We start from the raw sequence: 13,866 nt of genomic DNA, 5'->3' as shown, positions 1-13,866 counted from the left end.
AAAAGCTTCTAAATTAGAAGCTTTTTTGTTTTATCTTTTTAAAGAAAAATGAGATTTAAATTTTTTAGGAATATCTTGTTCAAGATAATCAACGGTAAACCAATAATCATTGGCCGGCATTGGCTGCCCAATATAAGTTCCATCCCAACCTAAACCACTTGGTTTAATTTCTTTCAAAAGTTTACCATAACGATCAAATATTAGAATTTTAGAACTCGTCTGATCTAGTAAACTAAAAATATTCCAAGTATCATTATAACTATCATTGTTAGGTGTAAAAAATTTAGGATAATCAATTACCAAAACATTATTTCCAGTAATTGGAAAACCACAACCATTCTTATCTTGTACAGTAATAGAATGCGTTCCTAAGGAAACGTACTCAAAAACAGGACTTTCCTGAAACGGGCCATCATCCAATTGATATAAATATTCACCAGTCGCCGTAGCATTAATCGTTACAATTTGATTTGCGGAAAATGCCTGTGTAACCGTCCAATCTACTTTTACTAGAGTAGATTGGTTAACAGTGACATTAATAGTTTTTGATGCTGCACATTGATTTGGATTTGGAGTAAATACATAAGCCCCGCTCGTAATATTATTAATAATTGCTGGTGACCAACTTCCAGTAATTCCATTAGGAGATCTATTAGACAAAAGAGGTGCAGTACTTCCGGAACAAATTGATAAATCAATAAAATTAAGCAGAATGAGTGGGTTAACCGTAACGGCTACTGTTTGTGTAGTTGCACATTGCGTTGTGTTTGGTGTAAAAACATAACTTCCACTTGTTGTATTATTAATTGTCGTAGGAGACCAAGTACCACTTATCCCATTTGGAGATGTAGAACGTAATACTGGCGCTGTAGTTCCGGTACAAAAAGCAGCTATGGCCGCAAAGTTTGGTGTTGTTTTTGGTGTTACAACGACACGTAAGGTTTGAGTTGTTGCACATTGATTCGCGTTTGGTGTAAATAAATAATTTCCACTAGTCGTATTGCTGATTAGGGATGGTGACCAAGTACCAACTATACCATTTGGAGACGTGTTAGACAAAAGAGGAGCAGTAGTTCCACTACAAAAAGATGGAATACCACCAAAATTAGGCGTCACAACTGGCACAATATTTATAGAAGCAGTAGTTCGTGTCGCTGAAACACATTGGCCTGTATTAGGTGTAAAAGTATACGTTACTGGACCTAAAACTGCCGTATTAACAGTAGCTGGACTCCAAATACCAGTAATCGCAGGAGAATTGTTAGAATTTGTTGGTAAAATTGGTGCTGTAGCATTTTGACATACAGTGGTCGTAATAGTTGTAAAGGTTGGCGTTACCAATGGTACTACTGTTACCGGTAGCGTTTGCGTTGTAGCACAAGGAAATAATAATGTATTTGGAGTAAATACATAACTTCCGCTGGTTGTATTATTTATTATAGCTGGAGACCAAGTTCCAGTGATACCGTTTGGAGATGTAGGAGGTAAAATAGGTGCAACAGTTCCCGAACAAAATTGAGCTATCGCAGGGAAATTGGGTGTTGTCGTTGAACTCCCACAAGGCACACTACAAATTATAGTTTGTGATGGGACACATGGAAATGTTGCTGCCGATAATGTTAGCGTTGCAGATTGCCCAGGCAACATCCCAAAAACTTGTTGATGTGATAATGTTGTATTTCCTGTAAAAATAGGACCTCCCTCAATTGAGTATGAATAATTATACGAATTATTATTAATTAAAGGATTATTTGCCCAATCAAACATAACTGAGCTATTTCTGTCAGCTGGCAAAATTTGTGAAGGATCACACCTAAAAACTAGAATAGCTGCTCCATTATCGGCCACCACAATTACATCAATTTTAGAACGGGTGCTTTCAATACCACTCACAGTTTCACTTACATAATATGAGGTTGTCCCTACAGCAGTAGTCAAAGGGGTTGGTGCTATTGAAGAAGCCGTTCCACCTGTTGCATTAGTCCCATACCAATTTAAAGTTCCTCCAGCCGAAGGGGTAGCTGTCAATGGTACTGCAGCACTATTTTGACAATAATAAACTGGCGTCTTAACAGTTGGCGGGGAAGCAACGATATTTGGATTAATATATATTAGAACACCATATTTTAAAGCACTCTTCTCATCAATTCCAACACTACTTCTTTCATGGATACTATCCCTATTCTTAGCATAAAGACTAATATTAGACAAATTAGTAATCAAAAGAATAAACACTAAAGACTTGATAAATTTTTTCATTATTTATAAGTTTTAATTTACTGCAAAAAGAAAATAATTTTAATAGCAATATTTAATAAAAATATAAAATTTGAAACTTTCAAAATATAACCCCCCGATTAAAATACATTTTTCAGAAATGACTTAAAATACATTAAAAGAAAAATTACACCTTAAAAAAAACAATAAAAATAAAAACCAAATTCCACATTGAAAGTATTAAACCCAAGGTTTAAGCTTTAAATTCCTCCATTGGAAACATGACCAATATTTGAAATTAACTAAAATGTTATTTTGTTAATTATTAAAGAAAATCCTAAAGCTAAAACATCTGAAAAAACAAAATCTTTTGAAAGTCGCTCCGTTTCATAACCGATAATCATAGGCCCAATACTTAATAAGTATATACTAAAAAAAATTGAAATTGGCTTTCTCATAATAAAACCTAAATTCAAAACGTATTCCTTTACATTTCTCAAATTAGAAAACTTTGTCGTTTTTCTATGTAATTTCGATTATCCGGATGTATGAAATAAACATTCAAAAGCTGATGTGTAGCTAGATTGATTTCTGGCTTAATAGTTCATAGTCAAAATTCTTTCCAAATTTCAAAGCATAATAGAACTGAAGTCTATAATAGTTATTTGTGTGTGAGAAATCATTGCTTTTTATTTCATTTCGAAATTCATAATGAAAACCAAGTTTCATTTTATGATCTATATTTTGAGCATAAAAGAGGTTACGACTAAAAATAATAATTAAAATAAAAAAAGTTCTTTTATACATAAAAAGATGTTTTATTTTTAATCGCTACCCTATTCTTAAACTATAAGATAAAATTAGTCATTTGAAACTAGCCCACCAATTTTATCCAAAAAAAAAGATCCAACTTTCGTTGGATCTTTCCTTAGTTATAAAAACATAAACATTAAGCTTCTACTAAGTGTTGTGTTTCGATTATTTTTTTGTCTTCTCTTGAAATTGTATCTACCAATACTGGTGTTGCGATGAACAATGATGAATAAGTTCCTACAATAATACCTACTAACATTGCAAAGATGAATCCTCTAATAGATTCTCCTCCAAAAATGAACATGATTAATAATACTCCGATCATTGTTAAAGAAGTATTGATCGTTCTAGACATCGTTGAATTAATTGATTTATTTACAATTTCTCCAAAATTACCTTTAGTTTTTCCATCTAAAAATTCACGAACCCTGTCAAATACAATAACGGTATCATTCATCGAGTACCCAATAACTGTAAGAATCGCAGCGATAAAATGTTGGTCGATTTCCATACCAAAAGGCATAAATTTATAACACAAAGAGTAAATCCCTAATACGAAAATAACATCATGCGCTACAGCAGCAATAGCTCCTAAACCATATTGCCATTTTCTAAAACTGATAAACAAATATAAAAAGACAATTAGCATAGCTCCAAGAACCGCCCAATATGCATTTGTTTTAATGTCTTCAGCTACAGTTGGGCCAACTTTTGAAGCTTGTAAAATACCTAATTTTTTACCATCATAAGCATTTACAAATTTATCGTAAGTTAAACCTGTAGCGTAATGCACTTTTAAATTATCATACAACAACTTATTTACTTCCTCATCAGCTTGTGTTCCGTGCTCTTGTACTTTATATTTAGTAGTGATTTTTAATTGGTTATCATTACCAAATATTTTTACTTCTGCACTTCCTTCAAATACTTTTGCCAATTCCGCTTTTACTATTTCAGCACTAACTGGTTTTTCGAAACGTACTTGAAAAGTTCTACCTCCAACGAAATCTACACCTTGATCTAAACCATTTGTAAATAAAGAAACAAAACTAATAACAACAACAATACTTGAGAACAAATAAGTCCATTTTTTAACACCTAAGAAATCAAAATGGAAGTTAGTAAAGAAGTTTTTAGAAAAATTAGTTACAAACGATAAGTCATTTTTACCAGCAATATTCTTGTCTATAAAAATTCTTGCAATAAATATAGAAGTAAATAAAGAGGTAATAATACCGATAAGTAAAGTTGTTGCAAAACCTTTAATTGGCCCTGAACCAAAAATAAACAATACAGTACCAATTAAAATGTGCGTAACGTTTGCATCTACAATAGAACGCATTGCACCTTTCCAACTGTAAGAAGCAATTACTGCTTCACCCAATGTTTTTCCAGCTCGTAATTCTTCTTTAGCTCTTTCATAGATAATAATATTTGCATCAACTGCCGTACCCATCGTTAAAACGATACCGGCAATACCAGGCAATGTTAATACAGCACCTAAACTTGCTAAAATTCCGAATAAGAACAGTAAGTTAACGGCCAATGCAATATTAGCATACCAACCTGCTTTTCCATAATAAACGATCATCCAAAGTGATACTAAAAGCAATCCTACAAGTGCAGATGTTGTTCCGTTATCAATTGCTTCTTGACCTAAGGATGGCCCTACTACTTCTGATTGAACGATATCTGCAGCAGCTGGTAATTTCCCTGCTCTTAAAACATTCGCTAAATCTTTAGTCTCTGTAACATCAAAAGTTCCTGAAATTTCAGATCTACCTCCAGAAATTGGACCACTGGAAACACCCGGAGCTGAATATACAATATCATCCAGAACAATAGCAATATTGCTTTTTTGTGTATAGGCTCTACCCGTTAATTCTTCCCAAGCTTTAGCACCTTGGTTATTCATTTGCATAGAAACAGCTGGTTTTCCTGATTGATCAAAAGTATCTTTTGCATCAGTCACAACTCCACCACCCATTGCAGGAACATTGTCTCTATTACCTTTCAAAGCATATAATTCAACTGCATCAATGTCTTTTGCTTTAGCATCTTTAATAGTAGTTGGTTTACCCCATACAAATTTCGCATAACGTTGGTCCCCAGCTAATAAAATTCTAATATCAGCTCTTTTTAAATATCCATTTACAATAGCAGTATCTTTTGGTGAGAAAAGACCTAAAACCGGCCCTCCACCTTGACCAATAATTTTATCCAATAAAGGATTATTTCCTTTCGTTGTAGTTGCTGAATCTTTTGCGTCAGTTAACAAAGCGCTCAAAGAATCTTTTGCAACAGTTTTAACAGCAACTTTATTAATTTCAGTTTTTTTCAATGACTCATTTGCCGCCATTAAGAAATTCCCAATTTCTTCAATTTTATACGTTTCCCAAAACTCTAATTGAGCAGTACTTTGTAATAATTTTTTAATTCTGTCTACATCTTTAGCTCCAGGAAGTTCCACAAGGATTCTTCCAGATTCTCCTAATTTTTGAATATTAGGTTGTGTAACACCAAATTTATCAATACGTTTTCTTAGTACACCAAAAGCACTTTCTACAGATTCATCAACTTTTCTTTTGATTACTTTTTGAACTTGTGCATCAGTCATCTGAAAATCTACTCCACCCTCACCTTGCAAACTTCTGTTTGCAAAAATATCAGGAGAAGCTAATTTTACAGTTCCTTTTGAATTTGCTTCAAAAGCATCAAAAAACTTATCCAAATACGATTTGTTTCCTTGTAAATCTGCAGTAGCATCAGCCAAAGATTTATTGAAAACTGGATTTTTAGAATTATTAGATAATCCTTTCAATATATCTTTAACCGAGATTTGAAGTATTACATTGATACCTCCTTCTAAGTCAAGACCTTTATTGATTTGCTTATCACTTACTTCATTAAAAGTAAAATTAGTAAATCCAAGATTAAATACTTTTTCTTTACCGATAGAATCTAAATATTTAACTTCTTTCTCAGGATTCCCACCAGCAAAAGATTTTGCATCATTTTTTACTTTGCTTGCAACAAAAGTGAAAGAAAGTTGGTAAATACTTACCAATGCAAATAGAATTGCGAAAAATTTAATAAGTCCTTTATTCTGCATTATTACTAAAAATTAATTATTTTTTATTTATTTATTTTTGTTTTAAACCTTATAGAATAGTCCCTTCCATCGTTTTTTGCAACCAAAAAAGAATATCAGGAATTACATCATTTTTTTTAAACCGAGCAAATATATAATTAACGTTAAGATTAACCAATTTATTTATTGATTAATCTCAAAAAAAAGACTGCAAAAGTGCAGTCTTCTCTCTTTTATAATTAAAATATTATGCTAAAATCGATTTTAAGGCATCATTCATTTGTCTAACTGCATCAGCACTTTTAGCAAATAATGCTTTTTCTTGCTCATTTAGTGTAATGTCAAGAATTTCTTCCACTCCATTTTTACCAATAATACATGGCACACCTATACAAATATCATTTTGACCATATTCTCCTTCGACAAAAACAGAACAAGCGATCATTTTCTTTTGATCATTCAAAATACTATCTACCAAATAAGCAACTGAAGCTCCTGGAGCATACCAAGCAGAAGTTCCTAAAAGACCTGTAAGTGTAGCTCCACCTACCATGGTATCGGCAGCTACTTTTTGCAATACCTCTTCCGAAAGAAATTCAGTTACCGGAATTCCATTATAAGATGCCAAACGCGTTAAAGGAATCATAGTCGTATCACCATGACCACCTATGACCATAGCTGAAATATCATTTGCAGGTTTGTCTAAAGCCAAAGATAAATACGTTCTAAAACGAGAGCTATCCAATGCTCCACCCATACCTATAATTCTGTTTTTAGGCACTCCTGTAGATTTCAAAGCCAAATAAGTCATTGTATCCATCGGATTAGAAACTACCACAATAATAGTATCTGGCGAATGTTTCAATACGTTTTCAGCAACAGTTTTCACAATTCCCGCGTTAATCCCTATTAGTTCTTCACGAGTCATTCCTGGTTTTCTTGGAATTCCGGATGTAATTACCACTACATCGCTTCCTGCTGTTTTAGAATAATCGTTAGTAACACCTGATACTTTGGTATTAAAACCAGTATTTGTCGCACATTGCATAATATCCAAAGCTTTACCTTCTGCAAAACCTTCTCTAATATCCAATAATACGACTTCGCTAGCAATTCCTCTATAAGAAATTACATCTGCACAGGTTGCACCTACATTTCCTGCCCCTATAATTGTAACTTTCATATTCTTATGTTTATTTGGTTATTTGATTAATCGTTGAATTGATTAAACATATAACCAAATAAACGAATAAACTTTTTAATTAAGCATCAATATTAGCGTAAACTGCATTTTTTTCAATAAATTCTCTTCTTGGTGGCACTTCATCACCCATTAACATGGAGAATACTCTGTCAGCTTCGGCCAAACTATCAATAGTTACCTGACGTAAAGTCCTAAAACTTGGATCCATTGTGGTTTCCCATAATTGTTCCGCGTTCATCTCTCCAAGACCTTTATAACGTTGAATTCCTGCGCTTCCGCCCATTCTTGCATTCGCCTGATCACGTTGTACGTCATTCCAAGCGTATTCTTTCTTATTTCCTTTTTTAACTAAATATAAAGGTGGTGCGGCAATATATACATGCCCTTCTTCGATTAATTCTTTCATAAATCTAAAGAAGAACGTCAAAATTAAAGTAGAAATATGACTACCATCGACATCGGCATCACACATAATAATTACTTTATGGTAGCGTAATTTTTCTATATTCAATGCTTTACTATCCTCGGCAGTTCCAATTGTAACTCCAAGAGCAGTAAAAATATTTCGAATCTCTTCGTTTTCAAAAACCTTGTGAACCATTGCTTTTTCTACATTCAAAATCTTACCACGTAATGGCAAAATAGCTTGAAATGCACGATCACGACCTTGTTTTGCAGTACCACCTGCCGAATCTCCCTCCACAAGATACACTTCACATTTTGCAGGATCCTGTTCTGAACAATCCGAAAGTTTTCCCGGCAATCCACCGCCACCCATTACGGTTTTACGCTGAACCATTTCACGTGCTTTTTTGGCTGCGTGACGTGCTTGAGCTGCAAGAATTACTTTTTGAACAATGATTCTAGCATCATTTGGATTTTCTTCCAAATAAGCTTCAATCATATCTCCAACAGCCTGACTTACTGGCGAAACAACTTCTCTATTTCCTAATTTAGTTTTGGTTTGCCCTTCAAATTGAGGTTCCGCAACTTTTACAGAAATAATTGCTGTCAATCCTTCACGGAAGTCATCTCCTGAAATATCAAATTTAAGTTTATCCAACATTCCAGAAGCATCTGCATATTTTTTTAACGATCTGGTAAGACCAGTTCTAAAACCTTGCAAGTGCGTTCCCCCTTCGTGGGTATTAATATTATTTACATAAGAAAAAATATTTTCCGTGTAGCTTGTATTGTAAATCAATGCCACCTCAACTGGAATTTCTCCTTTGTCATTATCCATGGAAATAACATGAGCTATAATTGGCTCACGATTTCCATCTAAATACCGGATATACTCTTTAAGACCTTCTGTAGAGTGGAAAATTTCAGAAACAAAATTTCCGTCTTTATCTTTTTCTCTTTTATCAGTAAATGTAATTGTAATTCCTTTGTTCAAGTATGACAACTCACGCATACGAGCTGATAAAGTATCGTAAGAAAACTCAGTAGTTTGAGTAAAAATAGTTTCGTCTGGGTAAAAAGTAACAATCGTCCCCCTTTTTGTAGTTACTCCAATTTGTTTTACCGGATATAGTGCTTTTCCTTTTTCATATTCTTGCTCATACACTTTTCCATCACTACTATGAACAGTGGCTCTCAAATGGTTTGACAATGCATTTACCACCGAAACCCCAACACCGTGAAGTCCTCCAGAAACCTTATATGAATCCTTATCAAATTTCCCTCCGGCACCAATTTTGGTCATTACAACCTCCAGAGCTGAAACGCCTTCTTTTTTATGAATTCCAACGGGAATACCACGTCCATTATCTTCAACAGAAACAGACCCATCTTCATTTATATCAACTACTATTGTATCACAATGGCCTCCCATTGCCTCATCGATAGAGTTATCTACTACTTCATAAACTAAATGATGCAGTCCTCGAACACCTACATCTCCAATATACATAGATGGACGCATTCTTACATGCTCCATTCCTTCTAATGCTTGAATACTATCTGCTGAATAATTGTCCTTCTTGATTTCTTCGCTCATATATTTTATTCTAAAAATGTAATTTTGTCTAACACGCAAATATATAAAAACGCAAATTATATTACCGTTAAAATCACTTATTAAGCAGTTAAGTTATTAACATTTTGTTGATTTTTAAGATAAAAAAAACGCTCTCGTAATGGAGAACGTTTTGATATTTGTAAAATCTAAAAGCTATTTTAGACCCATAAACAATTTTATGCTTTTATATACGCATCATCATGTACACTTGCAACGGCCCTTCCTGAAGGATCATTCATATTTTTGAACGCTTCATCCCATTCCAAAGCAATTTTTGTACTACAAGCCACACTGGCCTCTTGCGGCACACATAATGCTGCGGCATCACTTGGAAAATGCTCATGAAATATAGAACGATAGTAATATTCTTCTTTTGAAGTTGGCGTTTGCAAAGGAAACCTGTATTTAGCATTTGCTAACTGCTCATCTGAAACTTCTACAGCCACAACTTCTTTCAAAGTATCAATCCAACTGTAACCAACTCCATCGCTAAATTGTTCTTTTTGCCTCCAAGCTACACTTGGTGGTAACATATCTTCAAAAGCTTTACGAACCACCCATTTTTCCATTGGATGCTCTTTGTTTATCATTTTATCTTGTGGGTTGATTCTCATGGCCACATCCATAAACTCTTTGTCTAAAAATGGCACACGCCCTTCAATTCCCCATGCTGCTAAACTTTTGTTTGCACGCAAACAGTCATACATGTGCAATTTACCTAATTTACGTACGTTCTCTTCATGGAATTCTCTTGCATTTGGCGCTTTGTGAAAGTATAAATAACCTCCAAAAAGTTCATCCGCTCCTTCACCTGACAATACCATTTTAATACCCATTGATTTAATAACTCGTGCCATTAACCACATAGGCGTTGAGGCTCTAATCGTAGTAACATCATACGTTTCTAGGTTATAAATAACATCTTTAACAGCATCCAAACCTTCTTGAATAGTGAATTTTATTTCGTGGTGAATGGTTCCAATATGATCCGCAACTATTTGAGCTGCAGCTAAATCGGGAGAGCCATCTAATCCTACCGAAAAAGAGTGCAATTGAGGATACCAAGCATCGGCAACATCACCAGATTCTATTCTTTTTTGTGCATATTTTTTGGCTACAGCCGAAGTAATAGAAGAATCTAAACCTCCAGAAAGCAATACTCCATAAGGCACATCGCTCATCAATTGTCTGTGAACCGCCGCCTCCAGCGCTACTTTAATTTCGTCAATGCTGGTTACGTTGTCTTTTACAGCATCATAATCAACCCATTCTCTTTTGTACCATTGTACAAATTCTCCGTCTTTGCTTGACATATAATGTCCCGGAGGAAACAATTCGATTTTTGTACAATATCCTTCTAATGCTTTCAATTCTGAAGCAACATAGAATGTTCCGTGTTGATCCCAACCAATGTACAGTGGAATAATTCCCATGTGGTCACGGGCAACAAAATACTCATCTTTTTCTACATCATAAATAGCAAATCCAAAAATCCCGTTCATTTCATCTATAAAATGAGGTCCTTTTTCTTTGTAAAGTGCTAAAATAACTTCACAGTCACTTTCAGTTTGAAAGTTATATTTTCCTTCAAATTGTTTACGCAATTCTCTGTGGTTATAAATTTCACCATTTGCTGCTAAAACAAGTTGTTTATCTTCACTAAATAAAGGTTGTTTTCCTGAAGCTGGATCCACAATCGCCAAACGCTCATGAGACAAAATAGCTTTTTCATTACTAAAAATTCCACTCCAGTCCGGTCCACGGTGACGGATAATTTTAGACATTTCTAATACTTGCGGTCTTAAAACTTCCGCTTTTTGTTTTAAATCAAAGGCACATACTATTCCGCACATAACTATATATTTTTATTATTTTATTTATTTTGATGGGGCAAAGATGCAACAACAGTTACATTCCTAAAACACAAATAGCTATTTTAGTTTTAAATTTAAAGTAAATACTGAATTATACACTTAAAATGTAATTAAAATATAACCAAAACAGTTTTCAATGTTTATGGTTGTAAAATAGAAACGAAGTTAACCCAGATGAAAGTAACACAGATTTAACTGATTTTTATTTAATTTCCTCAATCAAGTACTTCGTAGTATTAATTTCGAAAGTAAACCCCACTTTATTTCCCATTAGTTTATTTCCCAAAGGCGATTGCGGTGATAATGCGATAATATTGATTCCCTCCATATTGATTTTTGGAAGTGCCAAACTCACGTATAAATAAATCCCGTTGGCTTTTACTAAACTGCCAACAATAATTGTTTCGGCAATCGTAGTGGCATCGATTTTGTCTAAAACAGCTTTTTGAGTTAACACCTCTCTGAGTTTGGTATTGAGTTTCTCCTGCTCAATATGCATCATAGACAAGGCTGTTTCGTGTTTATCTCCGGCAGAACCTTTAGCATCATTCTTAGAATCTTCGGTGAGTGCCACTATCATGTCTTTGAAAACATCGATTCGATCCTGCACTAATTGCATATAATGCGTATGTATTTTTTGTTTGAAAGTCATAGGATTTTGCCATTAAGGCGCGAAGTTTTTGAATACAAAAGTTATTATTATTATTATTATTATTATTATTGTTGTTGCGTTTCGGCTCCCACCAATTCGGGGAGGGCTGGGGTCGCGACTAAAAATCAAATTTATAATTCGCTCCTAAAATCACTTGAAAACCTTGAACCGGATAATTCAACCATTTTTCATAGGCTTTATTGGTAATATTATTGGCTTTTAGAAAAGCAGTAAATCTTTCATTGTATTTGAATCCAACGTTAGCATTCAAATCAAAATAAGATTTCAGTACAATTGGATTTTGACTTGGAGCAACTATATAAACTATATCCTTATTCGTTTTATAATCCTTACGTTCCCCTACATAAAACACATTGACACCAGCAAACCATTTTTTAGTTATAGCAAAATCGATGTTTGAATTCACTTTTATTTTTGGCAAATTCCAAGCTTCACTTTCTAAATCATTGGTATAACTGCTAAAAGTTCCATTGATTCCAAAAGTCACATTTTGTGAAAAATCAGCTTTTAATTCTCCATAAAAACTCAATGTTCTCATATCGTCATAAACCACTTGAAAGGAATTTCCAAAAGCGTAATTCTGATTTGTAGCATTCTCATTGTAATCATTGCTTTTAAACAACGCTTTATTTCTTTCATTTACATACGACCCTTTAATATTATAACTTACATTGTTAGTTATTTTCCCTTTTAATCCGGCAAAAATATCGTACTGCTTGTCTGTTGGCGCAATATTTAATGTTGGCGATAGAAACGGATTTTCATTGACAAAATCCATATAAGAGTTTTGTTCCAAGTTTCCTTCGGCTCCACTGTAGAAAATCATCAAATCTCCAACAACTTTGTAGGAAGCATTGATTTGTGGGTAAACAAAAAAGTTGTTATTGCTCTTTTCATTATCCAAACTATAAAACAATCCAACTCCAATATTCAGTGTCCAATCATCCTCTTGCATTACAAAACTTGGTACAACACCAAAATTAGTAAAACCGTATTTCACAGGTTGAGTATTCGTATTTGAATAGTTTTTCTTAAAGCTTCCGCCAACATAATCAACAATTAAATCTGTTTTTACAGCGCTTTCCATCACATCAAATTTCACTATTGGCTTAGCATAAAATCTATTTTCAGAGGATTCAAAAAGATCCGAAAAATGATTAAATTTAACACTCATTTTATTTAAAATACGCTCGTTAAAATCTATCTTTCCTCCAAGTGATATTGTATTATACGTTTGTTGTGGGTTGATTCCATTAATCAAAATTGCTCTATCCTGAGGCGTCGAAGCAGCACCAAAATCAGTTGGTAATCCGTACCAATTATAAATTTGATTTTGATAGCCCAAATCTAAATCCCATGCAACCTCTTGTCGATTTGATCCGTATGTTAAATCAATCGCACTATCATAAAAACGATCCTCTAACGCTACCCCTTTAATACCCCCTTGTGACGAATGATGACGAAACATGCCTCCAACATAATCTGTACTGTTCAGATCCTGATTTACGAATAATTCTCCAATGAAGGTTCCGTAATTCCCCACTCCTAAAGTAGCATAATTCTTAAACAAATGTTCCTTTTTTTCTTTCTCCACCCCTTCTGCCTTTCCTTTAGACGGTGTAAAAGTTGAGGCTACTGGAAAAGAGAAAATGGTGTATTTTATCGTTTCTTTTTTAGCATTCCCTTCCTCTTCAAGTGCAGGCGTCTCTTTTACTTTGAAAGCATCCGAAATTGTTGGCGTATAAGGCTTCACAACATTTACCGTTTCGGTTCCTATCTGTTCTTTTTTCTGTGCGAACGAAAATTGAAAGAGAAAGAAGAACAAAATCCCCAACCCAACGCTACCCGAAGGAAAAGGAGCCGAAAATGTTGATACCGTATTTGTAAATGATTTTATGTTTCTATTTTTAAATGCCATGTTTTATTTTTTTACTTCTATTCTATTTAACTTCTAACTCTGAACCTTGCAAT

7 protein-coding genes are annotated in these 13,866 nt (G+C 34.0%); all 7 read right to left on the bottom strand.

Features of this window, described 5'->3' with window-relative positions; all coding sequences use genetic code 11:
* Positions 1–30: 30 nt before the first annotated feature.
* Positions 31–2,259, bottom strand: a complete 2,229-nt coding sequence (locus ACM55G_RS11825; RefSeq protein ID WP_416844135.1) for a T9SS type B sorting domain-containing protein — start codon at positions 2,257–2,259, stop codon at positions 31–33.
* A gap of 907 nt (positions 2,260–3,166) precedes the next feature.
* On the bottom strand, positions 3,167–6,142 hold the full coding sequence (gene secDF, locus ACM55G_RS11820; RefSeq protein ID WP_416844134.1) for a protein translocase subunit SecDF: 2,976 nt from the start codon (positions 6,140–6,142) through the stop codon (positions 3,167–3,169).
* A gap of 226 nt (positions 6,143–6,368) precedes the next feature.
* Positions 6,369–7,304, bottom strand: coding sequence for a malate dehydrogenase (mdh, locus tag ACM55G_RS11815; protein WP_416844133.1), 936 nt, complete (start codon positions 7,302–7,304; stop codon positions 6,369–6,371).
* Between the two features lie 79 nt (positions 7,305–7,383).
* Positions 7,384–9,327: a DNA topoisomerase (ATP-hydrolyzing) subunit B gene (gyrB, locus tag ACM55G_RS11810; protein ID WP_416844132.1), complete on the bottom strand. Its 1,944-nt coding sequence runs from the start codon at positions 9,325–9,327 to the stop codon at positions 7,384–7,386.
* A 197-nt stretch (positions 9,328–9,524) separates the two neighbouring features.
* Positions 9,525–11,201, bottom strand: a complete 1,677-nt coding sequence (asnB, locus tag ACM55G_RS11805; protein WP_416844131.1) for an asparagine synthase B — start codon at positions 11,199–11,201, stop codon at positions 9,525–9,527.
* A gap of 223 nt (positions 11,202–11,424) precedes the next feature.
* Positions 11,425–11,874 (bottom strand): hypothetical protein, encoded by a 450-nt coding sequence (locus ACM55G_RS11800; protein WP_416844130.1) that lies wholly within the window; start codon positions 11,872–11,874, stop codon positions 11,425–11,427.
* A gap of 118 nt (positions 11,875–11,992) precedes the next feature.
* Positions 11,993–13,813 carry a TonB-dependent receptor gene (locus tag ACM55G_RS11795; RefSeq protein WP_416844129.1) on the bottom strand — a complete coding sequence of 607 codons (1,821 nt, stop codon included), beginning with the start codon at positions 13,811–13,813 and terminating at the stop codon, positions 11,993–11,995.
* Positions 13,814–13,866: the final 53 nt, after the last annotated feature.

The organism is Flavobacterium algoriphilum (assembly GCF_048158655.1).
Classification (GTDB): Bacteria; Bacteroidota; Bacteroidia; order Flavobacteriales; family Flavobacteriaceae; genus Flavobacterium; species Flavobacterium algoriphilum.
Note: the sequence above shows the minus strand (reverse complement) of the source record. Positions and strands in the feature narration are given on the sequence as shown.

Bases quoted from the DNA above. Each gene is read 5' to 3' on its own strand.
- ACM55G_RS11825 (WP_416844135.1), bottom strand. From the start codon at position 2,259: ATGAAAAAATTTATCAAGTCTTTAGTGTTTATTCTTTTGATTACTAAT.
- secDF (WP_416844134.1), bottom strand. From the start codon at position 6,142: ATGCAGAATAAAGGACTTATTAAATTTTTCGCAATTCTATTTGCATTG.
- mdh (WP_416844133.1), bottom strand. From the start codon at position 7,304: ATGAAAGTTACAATTATAGGGGCAGGAAATGTAGGTGCAACCTGTGCA.
- gyrB (WP_416844132.1), bottom strand. From the start codon at position 9,327: ATGAGCGAAGAAATCAAGAAGGACAATTATTCAGCAGATAGTATTCAA.
- asnB (WP_416844131.1), bottom strand. From the start codon at position 11,201: ATGTGCGGAATAGTATGTGCCTTTGATTTAAAACAAAAAGCGGAAGTT.
- ACM55G_RS11800 (WP_416844130.1), bottom strand. From the start codon at position 11,874: ATGACTTTCAAACAAAAAATACATACGCATTATATGCAATTAGTGCAG.
- ACM55G_RS11795 (WP_416844129.1), bottom strand. From the start codon at position 13,813: ATGGCATTTAAAAATAGAAACATAAAATCATTTACAAATACGGTATCA.